General features: G+C 65.4%; 22 protein-coding genes. 11 read left to right on the top strand and 11 right to left on the bottom strand.

Annotated elements, in window-relative coordinates; translation table 11 throughout:
• Positions 1 to 111 precede the first annotated feature (111 nt).
• The gene (locus SCH01S_RS09980) at positions 112 to 840 is read right to left on the bottom strand and encodes a DUF72 domain-containing protein (RefSeq protein WP_046348644.1); all 729 of its coding nucleotides are present in this window, start codon (positions 838 to 840) and stop codon (positions 112 to 114) included.
• 61 nt (positions 841 to 901) lie between these two features.
• Here SCH01S_RS09980 and lepA point away from each other — a divergent pair, with 61 nt between their 5' ends.
• From lepA to SCH01S_RS09990, 3 genes are all read left to right on the top strand, one after another.
• Positions 902 to 2,710 carry a translation elongation factor 4 gene (gene lepA / locus SCH01S_RS09985; RefSeq protein WP_046348645.1) on the top strand — a complete coding sequence of 603 codons (1,809 nt, stop codon included), beginning with the start codon at positions 902 to 904 and terminating at the stop codon, positions 2,708 to 2,710.
• Positions 2,711 to 2,722: 12 nt separating this feature from the next.
• Positions 2,723 to 3,007 (top strand): antitoxin PaaA2 family protein, encoded by a 285-nt coding sequence (locus tag SCH01S_RS17195; RefSeq protein WP_245612225.1) that lies wholly within the window; start codon positions 2,723 to 2,725, stop codon positions 3,005 to 3,007.
• Between the two features lie 192 nt (positions 3,008 to 3,199).
• Positions 3,200 to 5,716 carry an ATP-binding protein gene (locus SCH01S_RS09990; protein WP_046348646.1) on the top strand — a complete coding sequence of 839 codons (2,517 nt, stop codon included), beginning with the start codon at positions 3,200 to 3,202 and terminating at the stop codon, positions 5,714 to 5,716.
• A 163-nt stretch (positions 5,717 to 5,879) separates the two neighbouring features.
• Here the strand turns inward: SCH01S_RS09990 and SCH01S_RS16455 are convergent, their stop codons facing one another.
• The 4 genes from SCH01S_RS16455 to SCH01S_RS17200 form a co-directional block, all read right to left on the bottom strand.
• A complete protein-coding gene (locus tag SCH01S_RS16455; protein ID WP_157032886.1) occupies positions 5,880 to 6,053 on the bottom strand; it encodes a hypothetical protein in 174 nt (57 codons plus the stop codon).
• A gap of 267 nt (positions 6,054 to 6,320) precedes the next feature.
• Positions 6,321 to 6,629 carry a hypothetical protein gene (locus SCH01S_RS09995; protein ID WP_046348647.1) on the bottom strand — a complete coding sequence of 103 codons (309 nt, stop codon included), beginning with the start codon at positions 6,627 to 6,629 and terminating at the stop codon, positions 6,321 to 6,323.
• Positions 6,630 to 6,841: 212 nt separating this feature from the next.
• Positions 6,842 to 7,702 carry a hypothetical protein gene (locus tag SCH01S_RS15850; protein WP_052733889.1) on the bottom strand — a complete coding sequence of 287 codons (861 nt, stop codon included), beginning with the start codon at positions 7,700 to 7,702 and terminating at the stop codon, positions 6,842 to 6,844.
• Positions 7,703 to 7,789: 87 nt separating this feature from the next.
• The gene (locus SCH01S_RS17200) at positions 7,790 to 8,494 is read right to left on the bottom strand and encodes a PEPxxWA-CTERM sorting domain-containing protein (protein ID WP_245612226.1); all 705 of its coding nucleotides are present in this window, start codon (positions 8,492 to 8,494) and stop codon (positions 7,790 to 7,792) included.
• 67 nt (positions 8,495 to 8,561) lie between these two features.
• Here SCH01S_RS17200 and SCH01S_RS10010 point away from each other — a divergent pair, with 67 nt between their 5' ends.
• Together SCH01S_RS10010 and SCH01S_RS10015 are read left to right on the top strand one after the other, a co-directional pair.
• Entirely contained in the window at positions 8,562 to 8,951 is a 390-nt protein-coding gene (locus tag SCH01S_RS10010; RefSeq protein ID WP_046348648.1) for a hypothetical protein, read from the top strand.
• Positions 8,948 to 9,793: an SDR family NAD(P)-dependent oxidoreductase gene (locus SCH01S_RS10015; protein ID WP_046348649.1), complete on the top strand. Its 846-nt coding sequence runs from the start codon at positions 8,948 to 8,950 to the stop codon at positions 9,791 to 9,793. The genes SCH01S_RS10010 and SCH01S_RS10015 overlap by 4 nt, the downstream gene beginning before the upstream one ends.
• Positions 9,794 to 9,804: 11 nt before the next feature.
• On the opposite strand, the gene SCH01S_RS10020 is transcribed toward SCH01S_RS10015, so the two are convergent.
• Complete coding sequence (locus SCH01S_RS10020; protein ID WP_046348650.1) at positions 9,805 to 10,008, bottom strand: hypothetical protein; 204 nt, start codon at positions 10,006 to 10,008, stop codon at positions 9,805 to 9,807.
• A 144-nt stretch (positions 10,009 to 10,152) separates the two neighbouring features.
• Between SCH01S_RS10020 and SCH01S_RS16785 the strand changes: the two genes are divergently transcribed.
• Both SCH01S_RS16785 and SCH01S_RS10030 read left to right on the top strand, forming a co-directional pair.
• The gene (locus SCH01S_RS16785) at positions 10,153 to 10,578 is read left to right on the top strand and encodes a hypothetical protein (protein WP_046348651.1); all 426 of its coding nucleotides are present in this window, start codon (positions 10,153 to 10,155) and stop codon (positions 10,576 to 10,578) included.
• Between the two features lie 118 nt (positions 10,579 to 10,696).
• Positions 10,697 to 11,602, top strand: a complete 906-nt coding sequence (locus tag SCH01S_RS10030; protein ID WP_046348652.1) for an ankyrin repeat domain-containing protein — start codon at positions 10,697 to 10,699, stop codon at positions 11,600 to 11,602.
• 24 nt (positions 11,603 to 11,626) lie between these two features.
• On the opposite strand, the gene SCH01S_RS10035 is transcribed toward SCH01S_RS10030, so the two are convergent.
• Positions 11,627 to 12,040: an ExbD/TolR family protein gene (locus SCH01S_RS10035; protein ID WP_046348653.1), complete on the bottom strand. Its 414-nt coding sequence runs from the start codon at positions 12,038 to 12,040 to the stop codon at positions 11,627 to 11,629.
• Between the two features lie 103 nt (positions 12,041 to 12,143).
• Here SCH01S_RS10035 and SCH01S_RS16460 point away from each other — a divergent pair, with 103 nt between their 5' ends.
• Together SCH01S_RS16460 and SCH01S_RS10040 are read left to right on the top strand one after the other, a co-directional pair.
• The gene (locus tag SCH01S_RS16460) at positions 12,144 to 12,317 is read left to right on the top strand and encodes a hypothetical protein (protein ID WP_169746381.1); all 174 of its coding nucleotides are present in this window, start codon (positions 12,144 to 12,146) and stop codon (positions 12,315 to 12,317) included.
• Between the two features lie 72 nt (positions 12,318 to 12,389).
• Positions 12,390 to 13,727, top strand: a complete 1,338-nt coding sequence (locus SCH01S_RS10040) for an APC family permease (protein ID WP_046348654.1) — start codon at positions 12,390 to 12,392, stop codon at positions 13,725 to 13,727.
• Here the strand turns inward: SCH01S_RS10040 and SCH01S_RS15860 are convergent.
• On the bottom strand, positions 13,724 to 14,200 hold the full coding sequence (locus SCH01S_RS15860) for a c-type cytochrome (RefSeq protein ID WP_052733891.1): 477 nt from the start codon (positions 14,198 to 14,200) through the stop codon (positions 13,724 to 13,726). The genes SCH01S_RS10040 and SCH01S_RS15860 overlap by 4 nt on opposite strands.
• Before the next feature lie 103 nt (positions 14,201 to 14,303).
• On the opposite strand from SCH01S_RS15860, the gene gyrB reads away from it, so the two are divergent.
• Complete coding sequence (gene gyrB / locus SCH01S_RS10050) at positions 14,304 to 16,766, top strand: DNA topoisomerase (ATP-hydrolyzing) subunit B (protein WP_084689497.1); 2,463 nt, start codon at positions 14,304 to 14,306, stop codon at positions 16,764 to 16,766.
• On the opposite strand, the gene mazF is transcribed toward gyrB, so the two are convergent.
• Together mazF and SCH01S_RS10060 are read right to left on the bottom strand one after the other, a co-directional pair.
• Positions 16,767 to 17,096, bottom strand: coding sequence for an endoribonuclease MazF (gene mazF / locus SCH01S_RS10055; protein ID WP_046348656.1), 330 nt, complete (start codon positions 17,094 to 17,096; stop codon positions 16,767 to 16,769). It lies immediately after the preceding gene.
• Complete coding sequence (locus SCH01S_RS10060) at positions 17,093 to 17,335, bottom strand: AbrB/MazE/SpoVT family DNA-binding domain-containing protein (protein ID WP_046348657.1); 243 nt, start codon at positions 17,333 to 17,335, stop codon at positions 17,093 to 17,095. The genes mazF and SCH01S_RS10060 overlap by 4 nt, the downstream gene beginning before the upstream one ends.
• 101 nt (positions 17,336 to 17,436) lie before the next feature.
• Between SCH01S_RS10060 and SCH01S_RS10065 the strand changes: the two genes are divergently transcribed.
• Positions 17,437 to 17,724, top strand: coding sequence for a hypothetical protein (locus SCH01S_RS10065; RefSeq protein ID WP_046348658.1), 288 nt, complete (start codon positions 17,437 to 17,439; stop codon positions 17,722 to 17,724).
• Here the strand turns inward: SCH01S_RS10065 and SCH01S_RS10070 are convergent.
• Positions 17,721 to 19,052 (bottom strand): surface lipoprotein assembly modifier, encoded by a 1,332-nt coding sequence (locus tag SCH01S_RS10070; protein ID WP_169746382.1) that lies wholly within the window; start codon positions 19,050 to 19,052, stop codon positions 17,721 to 17,723. The two genes, SCH01S_RS10065 and SCH01S_RS10070, sit on opposite strands and share 4 nt — an antisense overlap.
• Positions 19,053 to 19,071: the final 19 nt, after the last annotated feature.

The raw sequence follows: 19,071 nt of genomic DNA on the forward strand, positions 1-19,071 counted from the left end.
CTAGCGCGGCCGAAGCCACGGGTTTGTGACCCCAGTCACAGGATTTGCGATGTGCGACCCGTTTCGAACGACAATAATGCAGAAGCGGCTGCGATGCGACGGCTTTTCGGTCTATTGCGCGAATAGGCGGCGGATCGCCAGCGCGTTGCCGGCCGCTGCTCCGCCGGCGGTGTTGTCGAAGATCAACCAAAGAAGGTCGGCCCGCTCCGCAGCCGTGCGGACACGCGTGGCCCATTGGGCGAGCGCCGCGTCGTCATAGGCGGACCAATAGGTGCGCGGGGAACCGTGAAGGCGGAAATAGGCGAGGCCGGGCCAGCCGCCCGGCTGTTCCGCGCCGGGCAAGCGTGCCGGATCGGCGGCGACGCGCGCGACCCGGCGCTCGATCAGGAGGCGATCCGCGTCAGCCGAGAACCAGCTGGCGTGCCGCGGCTCGCAGGCAAGCTGGCCACCCAAGGCGGCATGGGCTTCGGCGAGAAATCGCTCGGCGATCCCGGCGTCGAACGCAAGGCTCGGCGGCAGCTGGACCAGCACCGGCCCGCGGCGCGGCCCGAGCGGCGCGATCTCGGCCGCGAACGCCGCAAGCGGCTCCGCACAGTCGACCAGGCGCCGCACATGCGTGATCGCCTTGGGCAGCTTGATCGCGAAGCGGAAGCCCTCCGGCGCGCACGCGGCCCAGCGCTCGTACGTTGCCGGCCGATGCGACCGGTGGAAGCTCGAGTTGATCTCGGCGGCGTTCAGCCGGGCGGCGTAGCGTTCGAGCGTGCTGCCATCGGCAGGAAACGCGGCGGCACTCTGCCGAGGGATCGCCCACCCCGCCGTCCCGATCCGCCACGCTGCCATGCCCGAACGACGCGCGGTGCGCTTCCCCCGTTCCGCAGCCCCTGCTAACGGCCTCGGCGAAATGACTGAACTTTCCCGCATCCGCAACTTTTCGATCATCGCCCATATCGACCATGGCAAGTCGACGCTGGCGGATCGGTTGATCCAGCGCACCGGCGGCCTTTCCGAGCGCGAGATGTCGTCGCAGGTTCTCGACAATATGGACATTGAGAAAGAGCGCGGGATCACGATCAAGGCGCAGACGGTGCGGCTGGAGTGGAACGGCTACACCCTGAACCTGATGGACACGCCGGGCCATGTCGACTTCGCCTACGAAGTCAGCCGCTCCCTCGCCGCGTGCGAAGGCGCCCTCCTCGTCGTCGACGCCGCCCAGGGTGTGGAAGCCCAGACGCTCGCCAACGTCTACCAGTCGATCGAGCACGACCATGAGATCGTGCCCGTCATCAACAAGATCGACCTGCCCGCCGCCGAGCCCGAAAAGGTCCGCGCCGAGATCGAGGAGATCATCGGCCTCGACGCATCCGAAGCGGTGCTCGCCAGCGCTAAGTCCGGCATCGGCATCGACGAAGTGCTGGACGCGATCGTCGCCAAGATCCCGCCCCCCAAGGGCGACGCCGCCGCCCCGCTCAAGGCCATGCTCGTCGACAGCTGGTACGACCCCTATCTGGGCGTTGTCATCCTGGTCCGCGTGATCGACGGCACGTTGAAGAAAGGCCAGCAGATCAAGTTCATGCAGGCCGGCACCACGCACCTGATCGACCGCGTCGGCTGCTTCCGGCCCAAGATCGAGCAGCTGACCGAGCTCGGCCCCGGCGAGATCGGCTTCATCACCGCCCAGATCAAGGACGTGGCGCAGGCGCGCGTCGGCGACACGCTGACCGACGCCCGCCGCCCCGCCGACACCCCGCTGCCCGGCTTCCGCGAGGTCCAGCCGGTCGTCTTCTGCGGCCTGTTCCCGACCGACGCCAACGACTTCGAGAAGCTGCGCGAATCGATCTCGAAGCTGCGCCTGAACGACGCCAGCTTCAGCTTCGAGATGGAGACCTCCGCCGCGCTGGGCTTCGGCTTCCGCTGCGGGTTCCTCGGCCTGCTCCACCTCGAGATCATCCAGGAGCGGCTGACCCGCGAGTACGACCTGGACCTGATCACCACCGCGCCCAGCGTCGTCTATCGCCTGCAGCTGACCCGCAGCGCCGGCGAGGCGGAAGCGCGCACGATCGAGCTCCACAACCCCGCCGACATGCCGGACCCGAACAAGATCGACACGATCGAAGAGCCGTGGATCGAGGCGACCATCTATGTGCCCGACGAATATCTGGGCGCGATCCTGAAGCTATGCCAGGACCGGCGCGGCATCCAGAAGAACCTGACCTATGTCGGCGGCCGCGCGCAGCTGACCTATGAACTGCCGCTCAATGAAGTGGTGTTCGACTTCTACGATCGCCTCAAGTCGATCAGCCGCGGCTATGCGAGCTTCGACTATCACCAGATCGGCTATCGCGAGGGCGACCTGGTCAAAATGTCGATCCTGGTGAACAACGAGCCGGTCGACGCGCTCAGCATGATCGTCCACCGCGGCACCGCCGAAACCCGCGGCCGCGGCATGTGCGAGCGGCTGAAGGATTTGATCCCGCGGCACCTGTTCAAGATCCCGATCCAGGCCGCGATCGGCGGCAAGGTGATCGCCCGCGAGACGATCGCGGCGCTGCGCAAGGACGTGACCGCGAAATGCTATGGCGGCGACATCACGCGGAAGCGGAAGCTGCTGGAGAAGCAGAAAGAGGGCAAGAAGCGCATGCGCGAGTATGGAAGCGTGCAAATCCCTCAAGAGGCTTTCATCGCGGCTTTGCGCATGGGCGACGAAGGCTGAACCCTCCTCGTCATGCCGGACTTGATCCGGCATCCACCTGCCTTCCCGTCGCTCAAAAGTGAAGGTGGACCCCGGATCAAGTCCGGGGTGACGGAGAAGAGCGGACATTTGCAACTCTTATGCGTTGTCGCATATTCCTATGCCGATGAACCCCTACTCGCCCATCGTGTCGCAGTTTGTTCGGCCGAAGAGGAAGCGGCTTACCTGGCCTGGCTGCAGGAAAGGGTCGCGGTTTCGTTCGCGAAACCGCGACCGCCGGTGTCGCATGACGAAGTGATGCCAGAGTTGGGGGCGTGACCGTAGCGCACCGCGGATATTAGGCGAGCACCTGAAGCTGCATCATCGATGGAAACGCTGGCCAGCCGGGTCGGTATCGCATGCTCGTTGCAAGCAATACTCGCTCATAACGAAAAATGATCGGCGCTGCGGTGAACTTCGCCGTATGAAGCTGCGCTTTGACACCGTCACGAAGATGGCTACGCTATCCACATGGAGCCTGGCCTGCCCGTTCAGCTTGCTATGCAAGCTTCCGAATTACGCGTTAGCGACGCTAATGAAGCGAGCACGCGCTTCAAGTTAATAGACAGCATCATCTTCGACCTTCTTGGATGGCGGAAATCGGACGTCACCGTCGAGGAGCGCGTGACTGAAGATGGCCAAAGCTCCTTTATTGATTATGCGATCAGCGCCGGCTCTCATTCGTTCTTAATCGAAGCTAAGAGAATTGGAAAATCATTTGGCCAGCTACCAAAGGGTAGGAAAGCACCTGTCTCAGAACGGTGGGCCACGAAAGGGCCGACGTCAGCTATTTTGAAGCAGGCTAGAGATTACGGTAGGGCTCGCAGCGTTGGCTTCTGCGCCGCTACGAATGGAACTAGCTGGGTAGTTTTCCCCGTTAATCGACGAGACCAAGTTCCAGCAGAAAGTTCATTGGCCATAGTCTTCAGTGACTTGGAGTTCACGAATTCGGACGACTTGAAAGAATTCTGCGACCTTCTATCGCGATCTTCTGTAATTGGTGGATCCTTGGAGAGAGAGCTCCTTGGATCGACTAGGGATCAGCTTGAGTCTCGCAGGCTTAATAAGATCTACGACCGGTCGTTTTCTAAAGTCAATCGTAGAAGTATATTCTCCTCAATCGAAAGGGAGATTGTAACAGCCTTTAGTGAGGGCTTGCTTGCCGAAAACAAGGATGTACTCGAAAAATGTTACGTACAGACCGCCGAGAGAACGCGGTTTGACGAGCGCATCCAAATGTACCTGAACCCTCGCGATCAGGTTTTGAATTCGCGTCCTATTCGCCCTGTTGGGCGAGGAAAAGATCGACACGCAGTGAAGGCCCTATTAACCCAACGGCAAATCTCATCGAGGCCCATAGCTCTCCTTACGATCGGTCTAGTCGGATCAGGCAAGACCACGTTTCTCGATTACGTTTCGCAGGTCTCGTCGGGAGGAAAGTTCGAGATTGCCGATGGAAGGCCAGAGGGTTGCTGGATATATGTAGATTTTAGGGACTTTAGCCAATCCGACGATCCCAAAACGATCATATCGCAGTCCCTTTTTAGCTACGTGACGTCTCACCCGCACATTAACAGCTTCAAGAGGTCCATTGAGCCTGCCTATTCGACAGAAATAAGGTCCTTGAGGGAAGGTCCTCTGGCCTTGATTTCGAGTGACGAGCAGCGGTTTAATGAAGCAGTATCCCAGCTAATTTTGCGGGACTACGAATTGAAGCTCCCCTATGCGAGCAAGCTCCTCAAGCCACTGGCGGACAGTGTACCAGTATTCTTGGTGATAGACAACGTTGATCAAGTCGAGTCGGCGGATGCACAAGCTAGGATTTTCTTGGAAGCTACAGCAATTGCTCGTACGCTTCGGTGTAACCTCATTCTCGCGATGAGAGACGCGACATATGTGAAGAACCGTGCCAGCGCCGTATTTGATGCGTTTGATTTCGATGCTGTCTATATAGACCCACCTGACATCAAATCAGTTCTTTCGAAGAGGTTCGCTGTCGCTGGCCAGTTGCTTCGTGGGCGAAAAATTGAGTTTGAGGCGGAGAACGGTTCGAAGGTTATCGTCGACAACGGGAAGTCCATTATCGACATGTTATCCGATTCGGTGCTGGGCACGGAGGTTGGCCGAATTATCGAGGTGGCGGCAACGGGAGACACGCGCCTCGCGCTCAAAATGACGCGTCAGTTCCTACAATACGGGTATAGTTCGACCGGTAAGGCGGTTTCCATTTATCAGCGAACTGGGCGCTACAGGCTTCCTCCGCATGAGGCGCTTCGGGCTATAATGTTGGGCAACCAGAACGTTTACAGGGAAACGCTTTCGGTAATTGGCAATCCGTTTGACTCGTATCTAGGACGTAGTAGCGTACAGTTTCTCCGCCTCTTCATTATGTCTGCGCTGGTTGTCTATAGCTCCGAGAGCGATTTCGACGGCATCTCTGTTAAAACCGTTTATGATAGCCTTGAGACTATCGGGATTTCTAATGAGTATAGTTTTAGAGTTCTAACGGATTTAGTTAGCCATCGATACATTTATACGAAGTCCCAACACGAACTCTGTGAGGACTCTTTGATCCTCCCTAGTCGTCTGTGCGGCTACGTTGTGAGAGACTTGGTTGGCCGCCTAATGTTTCTCGAGACAACGATGTTTGACACTTTCATTTCAGACAATTCTGTGTGGAGTGCGATCGATACGAACGTTCGGCTAATTTATCGTGAGAAAGACTTCCTAACGAAATTCAAAAGGCGCCGAGAGGTGGCTTGGGCCTTTTTTAGGTACTGCCGGGACGGAGTTGACCAACTGGTTTCGCAAGCCCGTGAAAGAGCTCTCCCCATGCAGTGGTGCGTGAATCCGCTCACAAAGATCGAGAACCGATTCAAGGGCGATCTTTCGAGAGCTGGCGACTCTGCGGCAAAGAACTATGGGCCTCAGCCAAACGGCGGTTCGGGTCTGCCACTATTTTCAGATCGCCGGCCCGCCCTAGGGTAGAGTTCTCTATTGCAAGAGTGCCCTGCAATCGACGCCCAACGCCTTGTCCGGGGCCGGACTGAATCGCGCGCTATGGACCCTCGCGCAGCGAGGCCGGCCCGGCTCAAGCGTCTCTTCGTCCAACGGGCTGGGTTGCTGCGCGATCGCTCCTTAGTCTCGGGGCTCACCGATCGCCCTTATCCCCCTGCCGCGCCTTCACCTTGGTCTTGGCGTGGTGGCGGGCGTCGGCGGAGAGGGAGCGGCCCTGGTCCACCACTTCCTTGAACCGGCCCTGTTCGTCGCGGCGCACATAGCGCTTGTCGGTGCCGGTATCGATGAGCTCGCGCTTGCTGGTCATGGCGGGTTCTCCTTGGTGAGTCTTGCGGGGAGAATCCGTGGGAGTCCGGGCGGTTCCCGGAGCGCGCGCTCGATGCTTGGGCTGGATCAGGACGGGCTTTGCTCGGGGTGAGGAGGAAGAAGCTGGACCCCGGATCAAGTCCGGGGTGACGGAAGGGCGCGGAGTGAATCCGCGCCGTCCGTCCTCGCCAGGCGAGGCCGGCCGAGCTTGTCGCGGCTCTTCGCCTAAGTGCGGGGGCGTTGCACGCCGGCGCACTTGGGCTCGGCGCTACAAGCTCCAATACAGCTCCCTCGGCCAGCGGTCGTGGTCGCAGGCGGCTTTGATTTCGGCCAGGATCGCGTCGGCTTCGTCCTGTTCGGGCGGGCTGAGATCATCCAACGCCTCGTCATCCTCTTCCGGCTGGTCCGCGATCAGGCGGGACCAGGCAGCGTCGCGGGCGTTTGCGGCCTTCAGCCGGGCCATAGCCTGGCGGGCCCAGGCGATGCGGGCCTGCTTTCGATCGGGATCGAGCGGGTCTTTGGGCGCCGGCTGGTTCGGCAGGTCGATCAGGGACTGGAAGGTTGGGTGGAGGGGCATGGGTTGGCTCCGTTTGGGGTGCGGGCTGGGCTTTGCTCGGGTCAGCGGGGCGAAGAAGGTGGACCCCGGCTTCGGGGGCCGGGGTGACGAAGGAAAAAGCGGCGCGAAGTGAATTCGCCCTTCGACAGGCTCAGGGCAGGCGAGTCGGGCAAAGCCCGACTCGTCGGTCCTCGCTTGAGGCGAGGCCGGCCGGGGCCGCGGCTGGTCCTCGGCTAGCTCGCTGGATCGCTTTGGCGATCGCTCGCTAGCCTTTGGACCGCGGCCCGCGCCTCCGCCTCCCACGCCACCTGCTCCCTTGCCGCCTGGGCGTAGCGGCGTTCGAGTTCGGCCTCTTGCTCCGCGAAGCTCATGTCGGGGCGGACTTGGATTGATCCGGCCGGCTCCGTGATATAGCCGTCCTCCTCTTCCTCGAGCCAGTCGACCGGGCGGTTCGGGCGGGGCGGGTCGCCGCAGGCTTCCCAGTGCGCGCGGCGGGCCTCGTCCAGCAGGAACGACAGCGGGGTTTCGGCGATGTGCATGAAATCATTGCCGCCCGGGCGCGCGGCCTCCAGCGCCGCCAGCGCGTCGCCGCTGGAGAGGTCCAGCATGACCTCCAGCACCGTGACCTGGCGGATGAGGAAATCGGCCTCGGCGATGCGGCCGGACAGGCGCGCCTCGCGCTCCCGATCCATCTTCAGCATGTATTTGCCGATCAGCGTGTCGAGGAGTTCCAGCTTTGCTTCGTCCGAGTCCTCCTCCAGCCGCGGCGCCGGCGACCGGGACGGCGCGGGCGTGCGGGTGGCGGCGCGCTTCCAGGGCGCCGGCGGCAGGGCCCAGGCGGCGCCTTCCGCGCGCGCCGCCTCCAGCCCCGCCTGGATCCGGGCGCGGCCGGTGCCCTCCGCCATCGCGATCGCCCGGTCCCAGGCGGCGGCAAAGCTCTCCGCGCCTGGCGCGCGGCGCAGCTGTTCGGCGCCGTAACTCGATTTGCCCATCAGCGCGGCCGCGCGGCGCGGGGAGCCGGTCGCCGCCAGCGCCTCGATGAAGGCGCGCTGGCGCTCCGCCGTCCAGCCGTCGACGCGGTTCCGGCGGGGCACGGGATCGAAGGCGAGCGGGTCGGCCTCAGGGCCGACGGACTCGGGGGCGGGATTTACTCCCGCGCCCGCCCTCGCCTCCCCCCTGGCTTAGGCGTAGACGACGTTGGTCGTGCGGCTGCGGCGGCGGGCGATGCCGCCGACCAGGCCGAAGCCCGCGATCATCATCGCCCAGGTGGCGGGCTCCGGCACCGCGGCGATCACCTGGCTCTGGCTGGTCGCGGAATAGAACAGCTTCAACGAGCCGCCGGTGGGCGTGCCCCAGGCGCCGCTGGTGATGCCGTCCAGATAGGTCATCGCGAGCGCGCGGGCGCCGTCGCTGTTGCCGCCCGACGAGCGGAACGTGCCGGTCGAAAAGCCGTAGCTGCCGGTGTTCTCGTTCACGATCTCCCACGTCGCGAGCTGGACGGCGGCGGTCGCCTCGGCCTTGTTCGCGGCATGGGCGACCAGCGCGCCGGCATTGCCGATCAGCGTCAGCAGCCGCGTCTTCTTGGTCGCGTCCGGGATCAGCGTCGAGACCGGCGCGAAGTCGAACGTCGCCGGGATCGTCAGCGTGTGGAAGATGTCCACGCAATAGGTGAGGAAGCTGGCCGGATCGCCGCCCGGCGTTTCGGTGCCGGTCAGGTTCAGGCGGCCGATGCCGACGTTCAGGTTCAGGTTGGTCGGCGTGTACTGGATCGTGCCGGTCAGCGCGCCCGGCGAAAAGGCATAGCCGGTGATCGTGTAGGCGGCCTCGGCGGCGCTCGGGACGGTGGCGGCCAGCAATGCGGCCGCAAGCAACATACGCGTCTTCATCTTGGCGACTCCCTTGTGCAACAAGACACCTTGTGACGCATTCGCCGCGCGACGGCGGGAGAGGCTTATGGTTAACGCTGTCTCAACCGGGGACTGTGCCGCAGCGGGACGGCTGTTCGACGTCGCCGAGGTGCGGGCGTTGCTGGTCGCGGCGGCGCGGGAGGGGCGTGCGGTCTCCTATTCTGAGGTGCTCGGGCAGCTCGGCTATCGCTTCACCCGGCCCAAGATGCGGGCGCTGTGCGCAGTGCTGGGCGCGATCGACGATGCCGGCGCGGCGGCGGGGGAGCCGGAGCTGGCGGTGCTGGTCGTGCGCGAATCGGACGGGCTGCCCGGCCAGGGCTGGTGGGTGGCAAGCGCCTATCGCTATGGGCATGACGGCGCGTGGACGGGGCCTGACGCCCGCGCGCTGGTGCGCGAGCTGCAGGGGCAGGCCTTCGATTACTGGAGCGGACGATGAGCTTTGCGGGCAAGCGGATATGGATCACGGGCGCATCCTCGGGGATCGGCGCGGCGCTGGCGGAGGCGTTCGCGGCGGCGGGCGCGCGGCTGGTGCTGTCCGGGCGAAGGCGGGAGGCGCTGGGCGCGGTCGCGGCGCGGGTGCAGCCCGACGCTGCCGTGCTGCCGTTCGAGGCGACCGACTGGGCCGCGCTGCCCGGCGTGGTCGCGCAGGCGGGCGCGATCGACATGCTCGTCAACAACGCCGGCATCAGCCAGCGCAGCCTGGCCGTCGACACGCGGCCGGAGGTGTATCGGACGATCGTCGAGACTGACCTGCTGGCGCCGATCTGGCTGACGCAATTGATGCTGCCCGGCATGGCCGCGCGGCGATCGGGGCACATCGTCGGCATCAGCTCGGTCGCCGGACGGCTCGGAACGGTGCTCCGCACCGGCTATTGCGCGGCGAAGCACGGGCTGATCGGCTATCTCGACGCGCTCCGCGCCGAAGTGGAGCAGGCCTATGGCATCGGCGTGACGACGGTGCTGCCGGGATCGGTGCGCACGCAGGTCGCGGCGAACGCCTTGCTGGCCGATGGATCGGCGCGCGGAGAATCGGACCCGAACATCGAGGCAGGCATGGCCCCGTCGGCCTGCGCGCAACGGATCCTGGCCGGCATCGCCGCCGGTGAGCGCGAGATCATCGTGGCCGAGGGTGCGGAAGCCTTTGCCGCGGGATTGCGGTTCAGCGACCCCGAGCGGCTGTTCGACATGCTCGCCAAGGAAGGCGCACGGCTGGCGGCGGAACGGGAAAAAGGCGGACGGCCCGAGCCGGCCGATATCGGCCGGACGCTCGCAGACTAGGCGAGCGCCGACTAGACGAACGGGCGCGCGAGAACGGGTTCGCCGCCGGCCGGGATCAGCGCAACCTTGCGGGTCCCGCACCAGAGTTCGCAGCTTTCGTCGGGATGATCCGTGCGCGCGCGATCGATCGCGTCGGCGTCGTCCGATGCCTCGAACTCATGCCGTCGGGCAATCCGACCCTTGGGGTCGAGACAGTAAAGCTTGTACTCTGCCACGCGCTACGACCCCCCGACACGCATCGCTTGTAACATGAACGTCAGGCGAAATCTGTCCGCCAGCCGACATAGCGCGCAGACCTGTGATCGGCCGCACGGCGAATGGGACCGTCCGTGCTAAAAGCGACTCGGGAGGTGCATGCCATGAAACCGACTCTTCTGCTGATCGCCCTGCTGGCCGGGCCGGCAATGGCGGCGGCGCCGATGCCGCGCTGGACTGCGGTGGGAACAGGCGCAGGCGGCGGCGCGATCGAGATCAACCGTGCCTCGCTCAACTGGCGTCCGCTGCAGCGCGCCTGGTGGCGCATCCATTATGCCCCGCCCAAGCGCGACGGCACGGTCGAGGAGCGGCATCTGGAGCTGATCGACTGCCGCGCCGGCACCTCAGCCGTCATCGAAACGGTCTCGCTGGACAGCGCCGGCCAGGTCATCGCGGACCAGCGCGATGGCGAGGAGCTGGCGATGCAGCGCATGGGACCGCCGACGCCGGGAACGACGGGCGAAACCGTCGCCGAGCAGGCGTGCCGGCTGCGCCCGCCGCCGCCGCCTCCGCCGCGCCGACGGCGGTAGCGCGCCCTCGCCCGGGCAACCGCGGGCCGCTGATTCACGCAGGTCCTCACGACGGCGGATTCTTACAATCCGGAATGCTTTCATCCCGTTATGCGACGGGGATCACAACGGGGGCGGTATGAAAGCTTTGTTCAAGACGTTCGCGATCGGGCTTTCGGTTGCCCTGTCGGCAAGCCCGGCGCTGGCGGAGGCCGATCCGTTCACGACGGCGCGCTACGACATCACGATCAAGCACAATGCCGAGGCGCTGGCGATCGTCGATGCCAAGCCGTTCGACATCAACATGCAGACGGAAGAGGGCTATACCCTGCTTCATTCCGCGGCTGATGCCGGCAATCTTGAGATGGTGAACGCGCTGCTCGCGCGCGGCGCCGATCCGACCCTCAAAACGGCTGCGGGCCTGAAGCCCTATGACGTGGCGACCGGGCCGATGGTCAAGGCCGCGCTGGCGAAGGCGATGAGCGCGCCGAACATGGCCTCTGTCCGATCCGTCGATACGGTGCCCGAGACAAGGGGGCCGGCCGGCAGTTCGGCCGGGAACGGCGCCTGCGCCGCGGTGATTGCGGAGCGCGCGAACAACGGCCGGTCGGCGGCAATGCGCCCGATCCTGCGTGCGCGCGACGACATCTGGTACAATCATCCCGACGAGCTTGCGCTGCTGCTCGACGACTGCGTCGGCGCGAACGCCAAGGACGATGTCGGATCGACCCTGCTGCACACCGCGGCCAGCCGCGACCGGGTCTCGGCGGCCAAGGTGCTGATCGCGCACGGCGCCAGCCGCTCCGCGCGCGACCGGGACGGGAAAGTCCCGGCGGACTATGCGACCTCGGCAGAGATGAAGGCCCTGCTGGGGCCGCCCAGCCCGGCCGCCGCCGCAACCCGGACGGCCTCGGGTGCGGCGGGCGATAAGAAGGAGTGCGCGCAGAAATACCAGGCCGACGTGGCGCTCTGTTCGGACGGGACCTGCCGGATGCGGGCCATGAGCCACTGGCAGAAATGCCTGAAGACCGGCAGCTATTTCTGAGGCGGCATCCGGAAAGGCGGTTCCCTAGAACCGGAATCGTTCATTGCCGACGAACCCCAACCGGGTGATGCCGGCGCGCTTCACGTCTGCCAGGATCGCGTCGAAGCGCGCGTAACGCGTCTCTGCCGCGGACTGGAGCTGGAGCGTTGCTTCGGGGCGGCCGGCAATGGCGTGTAGCCGAGGGACGAGATCGGCATCGGCGAGCGGGAGACCATCCCAGCTCAGCGTGCCATCCGCGGCAATCGCGAGGCGGTGGGTTTCGGGCTGGGCTGCCAGACCGGGGCGCGGGCTCGGCAGATCGATGCCGACCTTATGCATCTGGGCCGGGATGGTCAGGATGAACATGATCAGCAGCACCAGTAGAATGTCGATCAGCGGAGTGGTGTTCATCTGCGAAAAGGGTTGGAACTCGGCGGCGGGAGCGGTCGTGCGGTGCATCGCATCCTCCTTCGATCATTAACGTGATAACATCACATTGATAACGGAGGCGCAAGGTCAATCCTTCGCCATTCCTTAAGCAATCCCGTTTAGACCGGGCAGCATGAAGCGCCTTACGTCCATGATGATCGCGATTGCGCTGACCCTGGTCTGCGACCGGGCCTTCAATCACGGCGCGCTGACGCTGAAGCTGTACGACAACGCCGCCGACGCACGCGACTGGGCCGCCCGCAGCACCGACGAGATCACGGCGACGTTCACCGGCTTCCACTCCTGAGCCGCCCGTCCTCGACCGCTTGTGTCGGCCGAGCAGCCATGAGATGATCCGCGTCCCGTAGAGGGGAGCGGGATGGGGCACACCGGCCGCCGACCGAACACCGATCTGGTCCGCGTCCTGGGCGTGAGCTTCGGGCTTGCCGCGTCCGTCGGCGGCATGGTCGGCCAGGGCATCCTGCGCACGCCGGGCATTGTCGCCGGCGCGGTTCCCGACCCCACCATCATCGTCCTTCTCTGGCTCGGCATCGGGCTGTTCTGTCTGCTGGACGCCTGCGGTACGGTCGAGATCGCGACCGCCGTCCCGTGCGCGGGCGGCCCCTATGCCTTTGTCGATCGCGCGTTCGGGCGAACCGCCGCAGCGACGATCGGCTGGGCCGACACCATCAACGCGATGGTCGCGATCGGCTTCCTGGCCGTGGTCTCAGCCGAATATCTGCAACGCCTCGGCCTGATGGCGGGCCAACCGACCGGCCGGCTCGCCGCCATCGTCGTCGCCACGTTCACCGCGGTCAATTGGACCGGCACGCGCATCTGCGGCGCGAGCGTGAGCGTCGGCAGCTTCGCCAAACGCGTCGGCCTGATCGTGCTGATCGGGCTGCTGTTCGGATCGGCGGCGCAGGCCAGCCCGGCGCCTGTCATTTCGCCGGGCCTGTCGATCGTCGCGTTCGCTGTCGCCGCCCGCGCGGTCAAGAACACTTATGACGGATGGAACCTCGCCACCTATTTCTGCGAGGAAGTGCAGGCGCCGGAGCGGAATCTGCCCCGTTCGGTGTTCGGCAGCATCCTGCTCGTGACCGCGCTCTACACGATCGTGAACGTCGCGCTGCTGCATGCGCTGACGCCGGTCCAGATCGCCGCGTCCAACCTGCCGGCCGCCGATGCGATGCAGGCGCGGCTGGGCGGCCGGGCGGACCTGCTCGTGTCGATGCTGGCGGCCCTGTCGGTCCTGGCGATCACCAACCTCTACCTGATGTCGGGCAGCCGGGTCACGTTCGCGATGGCGCGGTGCGGCGTGCTGCCGGCACCGCTGACGCAGGTATCCATGACCGGAACGCCCCGCGTGGCGCTGCTGGCGCTCGCGACGCCCGGTGCGCTGCTCGCCTGGTCGGGCAATTATGCGGCCCTGGTCGCCTATAGCGTGGCGCTGCTGATCCTGATCAACAGCGCCGTCAGCCTGGCCGCGCTGCGCCTGCGCCGGACGGAGCCCGACCTGCCGCGCCCGTTCCGCACCCCGCTTTATCCGCTCCCGATCCTGGCGAGCCTGGCGATCAACGCGGCGCTGATGGCCGCGATGATCTACGAAGACGCGCCGCACAGCCTGAGCGGCATCACGATCGTGCTGGCGATCGGCTGCGCCTATTGGGTCGCCGGCGCCGCCCAGCGCCGGCGCGCCGCGGCACGGCCGGTCTAGTGCTTCTCTTCGGCCTTCCGATATTTGTCGTGGCAGGCTGAGCAGGATTTGCCGACCTGATCGAGCGCGGCGGCAAAGGCGGTCTTGTCGTTTGCGGTCGCCGCCTGGACGGCAGCGGCCGTCGCGGCGACATAGGTCTGGGCTGCGGCATCGAAGCCGGCGCGGTCGGTCCAGACCGCAGGCAGCGCGTCGGTCGGCGCCACGTTCGTGCCCGCAGGGAACATGCCGGGGATCGCCTTGGCCCAGAGGTTGAGCGCCTGGGCCGGCCGCACGGCGCGTTTCAGATCGTCGGCATTGGCCTGGGCCCGCATCGCTCCGAAAGCCGAGGACGACATCATCATCGCGGCGTGGCGCCCCTCGACGATGGCGAGCGGCGGCACCTTGACCGTCGCGGCCGGCTTCGGCGCCGCCCCCGCGGCCTGCACCAGCGCCACCACCGCCACCGCGGCCCCGATAATCACGACCCTTTTCATGTCTTTCTCTCCCTTGTTGTGCGCTCAGCGTAGCGGCGGTTTCGGCTGTGGAAAACGGTCCATTTTGCTTCCGTTCCAAGGGGTGAGACCCTATATGCTCGCTATGGCAACTTCCCCCAATGCGAACAGTTACGGCGCCGATTCGATCAAGGTGCTGAAGGGCCTCGACGCGGTCCGCAAGCGGCCCGGCATGTATATCGGCGACACCGATGACGGCTCCGGCCTGCACCACATGGTGTTCGAGGTCTCGGACAATGCGATCGACGAGGCGCTGGCCGGGCATTGCGACCTGATCCTGATCCAGCTGAACCCCGACGGCTCCGTCTCGGTGGAGGACAATGGCCGCGGCATTCCGGTCGGCATCCACCCGGAAGAGGGCGTGTCGGCGGCGGAGGTCATCATGACCCAGCTGCACGCGGGCGGTAAGTTCGAGAACACGTCGGACGACAATGCCTATAAGGTGTCGGGCGGCCTGCACGGCGTCGGCGTCAGCGTGGTGAACGCGCTGAGCGAGTATCTGGACCTGACCATCTGGCGGGACGGCAAGGAGCATTTCATGCGCTTTGCCCATGGCGACGCGGTCGCTCCGCTGAAGGTGGTGGGCGACGCGCCGGCGGGCAAGAAGGGCACGCGCGTGACCTTCCTGCCTTCGCCCGAGACGTTCAAGATCACCGAATTCGACTTCGAAAAGCTGGAGCACCGCTATCGCGAGCTCGCCTTCCTGAACTCGGGCGTGCGGCTGCGGCTGGTCGATGCGCGGCACGAGGAGCGGGTCGAGCACGACCTGTTTTACGAAGGCGGCATCGCTGCGTTCGTGAAGTGGCTGGACCGCGCGAAGACGCCGCTTTTCCCCGATCCGATCGCGATTACCGGTCAGCGCGACAATATCGGAATCGACATCGCGCTGGAGTGGAACGACAGTTATTACGAGAACGTCCTCGCCTTCACCAACAACATCCCGCAGCGTGACGGCGGCACGCATATGGCCGCGTTCCGCGCCGCGCTGACGCGCACGCTCAACAATTACGCCGAGCGTTCAGGGCTGCTGAAGAAGGAGAAGGTCACCCTCACCGGCGACGACATGCGCGAGGGGCTGACCGGGATCGTGTCGGTGAAGCTGCCCGACCCGAAATTCTCGTCGCAGACCAAGGACAAGCTCGTCTCCTCCGAAGTGCGTCAGCCGATGGAACAGCTGATGTCGGACAAGATGGACGAATGGCTGGAGGAAAACCCGCAGAATGCGCGGGCGATCGTCCAGAAGATCATCGACGCCGCGGCGGCGCGCGAGGCGGCGCGCAAGGCGCGCGAGCTGACGCGGCGCAAAGGGGTCATGGATATCGCCTCGCTGCCAGGCAAGCTCGCCGACTGTCAGGAGCGCGATCCGGCCAAGTCCGAGCTGTTCCTGGTCGAGGGTGACTCGGCCGGCGGCTCCGCCAAGCAGGGCCGCGACCGGCACTACCAGGCGATCCTGCCGCTGAAGGGCAAGATCCTGAACGTCGAGCGCGCGCGCTTCGACCGGATGCTGAGCTCCAAGGAAATCGGCACGCTGATCCAGGCGATGGGCACGGGCATCGGCCGCGACGATTTCAACATCGACAAGCTGCGCTACCACAAGATCATCATCATGACCGACGCGGACGTGGACGGCGCCCATATCCGCACGCTGCTGCTGACCTTCTTCTACCGGCAGATGCCGGAGATCATCGCCAACGGGCACCTCTACATCGCCCAGCCGCCGCTCTACAAAGTCGCGCGTGGCCGGTCGGAGAGCTACCTGAAAGACCAGGCGGCGATGGACGAGTATCTGATCGGCGCGGGTGTCGAGGCGATGCGGCTGGAGACGGCCGAAGGCACGCGCTTCGGCGACGATCTGCGCGCCGTCGTGGACCACGCCCGCCGGATGCGCGCGCTGATGGCCTATGTGCCGCGGCGCTACGATCCCGCGATCGTCGAGGCGCTGGCGCTGAACGGCGCGCTCGCCCCGGACATGAGCCCGGATGCCAAGGCCGCGGCGATCGGGCGCGTGGCCGAATGGCTGAACCGCGGCGACCCCGAGGCGCGCTGGACCGGGCGCGTGGCGGCCGAGGGCGGCTATCATCTCGAGCGGCTGTGGCGCGGCGTCACCGACCACCACATTATCGAAGCGGCGTTCCTGGGCTCGGCCGAGGCGCGCAAGCTGCACGGCCTCGCGAAAGAGCAGGCCGACAGCTATGCGCAACCGTCGCGGCTGGTCTCGGCCAAGACGGCCGTCGCGGAGGAAAGCGAGGACGCACCGGCCGATCCTAAAGGCGTGACGATCACCCGCCCGTCGGAGCTGCTTGACGCGATCTTCGCCGCCGGGCGCAAAGGCCTGTCGGTGCAGCGCTACAAGGGGCTGGGCGAAATGAACGCCGAGCAATTGTGGGAAACCACGCTGGACCCGGACGTGCGCTCGCTGCTGAAGGTCGAGATTGCCCAGGCCGACGTGGCGGACGAAGTCTTCACGCGCCTGATGGGCGACGTCGTCGAGCCCCGCCGCGAGTTCATCCAGGAAAACGCGCTGAGCGTCGCCAACCTGGACGTGTGATCAGCCGATCAGGGCGCGCAAGACCGCCCTGATTCGTTCCAGCTCCGCGGCCGAGACCCGCCCTTTGGGTTGTGCTTTCCGTGCGACCCAATCGATGCTGCGCGCATGATCGACCAGGGCGACGCTCGGCGGCTGGCCGGCGATCGCGACTTCGAACGGATAGCCTTTAATCCGCGTCGTCATCGGAACGCACATCATGAGCCGCGCCTGTCGATTGTAACGCTGGGGCGATAGCACGACTGCCGGACGATGGCCGGCCTGCTCCCGACCGGCCTGCGGATCGAAATTCACCCAGACGATGTCGCCCGCGGCCGGAGCCCAGGCCGTCACCAGAATTCGCGCCCCTGGGGCGGGCCCCAGTCGATCTCTTCGTGCCGGTTCTCCTCGGTAATGCCGGCGATAAGAGCATCGAGATCTACGGGCGCGGATTTGACGGGCTCAATCACGATCCGCCCATCTTCCTCGCGCACCTCCACCGGGTCGTCGATGTGCAGGCCCGCTTGTTCCAGGGCCGCGGCGGGCAAGCGCACCGCTGCGCTATTGCCCCATTTGCGGATGTGAATGCCCATAACCTCACCTGTATCTACAGAGTAGATACGTCTTGGCGGGCGCCGGCGCAACCGCACGCCCGCGAAACGGTTTAGCTCCTGACAGGATCGGGAGTGAGCTGATGGATATCTCGAACACGCCGCTGGTGGAGCGGATCGCGCGGGTGCTGGCCGGCCAGCGACTGAGCTCGAACGCGGAAGGCTCGAACCCTTCGGCAGGCGATGTCGTCGACCTGGCATGGCACGAGCATCTGGACGATGCGCGCGCGGTGCTCAGAACGCTTCGCGAGCCGGACGAGGAGATGGCGGCGGCGGGTGACGCCGCGGTCTGGGAGCGGATGGTCCGCGCCGCGATCGACCAGGACGGCGCCGAGAAGCCGAACGCGGATCGCGTCGAGGAGCGGGCCTAGAACTCCCGGCTTAGCGCGAACTCCACGCGGGTGCGCCTGAAGTCATAGATCGGGATCGTCGAATCGCTCTCGGTATGGATCACGCGGATCAACGGGGCGAGGCCGTGCCAGGTGAAGCGGCGGATGATCAGGCCGGCAGTCACGTCGAAGCGCTTGTCTTCTCGCGTGGCGCCGAACAGTGGATCACGGCCCTTCGCGCCCAACCGGAAGCCGCTCAGCTGGATAAAGCCCAATTGCTTACCGAACGAGCGCGAGGCGAGCAGGTCGACGCCGACGCTGTCGGTGGACAGAAAATCGACCTGCGCGTCCTGCCGCGTGGCGCGGATGCTGACCCGGGTGCTGAAGCGCGGGCTGAACGCGCGATCATAGGCCACATTGAAATCGGTGAGCAGGCCATCCTGGACCGGAATCCGCGCATAGTTGCTTTGCAATAACGTCAGCTCGCCTTCGACCTGGCTGACCCGGTCGAGCGGCTTCAGCACGTTCAGCGAGCCGCCATAGCTTTCCGAATAGAGGTCGCCGCCGAACCAGCGGCGCTGCGCGATCGCGGCTGGCCGCACGCGCGCGCCGCCCAGCCGGAATTCCGGGCCCGAGGCGAGCGTCATGACGATGTCGTCGAAGCGCGACTTGCCGTACAGGTCGGCACGGACCGAGGCGCGGCTCAACAGATCGACATGATCCGTGATCTTGCCGCGCGCGAAGCCCTGGGCCGAGAGCGAAAAGCCGATGCCCGAGGTGGCGCGCGCATCGCGGCTGAGCGTCAGCGGCGCGACCACCGTGTCCACGCGCTCCTGCGTGGTCGCGCGATTGATGTTGCTGTCCGGCGCGATCGCCACTTCGATCGAACCGCCGATGGTGCGGCTGGAGCGGAGCGCCGTCGCAAATCGGTCGACGACACGCGCGACGTCCTCAGGCAGTCCAGCTGCACCGGCGCGTCGCAATTCCCGGCGCGCGCCGGATTCGTCGCCGGTCTCGGCCAGCAGTCGCGCCAGTTCGAGCCGCGGTCGACCGGCATTGGGCTTTTCGTCGAGCAGTGCCTTCAGCCACTCGATCGCGCCCTGCTTGTCGCCCTGCGCTTCACGCAACGCGGCAAGGCGGAAGCGCGCCTCTGCCCGATAGTCAGCGTTCGGGTCGTGGGTCAGCCCCTTCAGCAGCGTCTCGGCATCAGCAAAGCGGCGGGCCGCCGCGTAGCGCTCGGCGATCCCGAACACCTGCGGCGCAGTCAGCCCGGTTGCGCAGCCTTGGGCCAGATCACAGCTTTGCTGCTGCGCAACCGCAGGCGCCGCCAAAGCAGCGAGCAGCAGGACGGAGGCGACACGAACCAACACAAACCGCCTCCGCGGGAAC

The organism is Sphingomonas changbaiensis NBRC 104936, from assembly GCF_000974765.1.
In the GTDB taxonomy this organism is placed as follows: domain Bacteria; phylum Pseudomonadota; class Alphaproteobacteria; order Sphingomonadales; family Sphingomonadaceae; genus Sphingomonas_B; species Sphingomonas_B changbaiensis.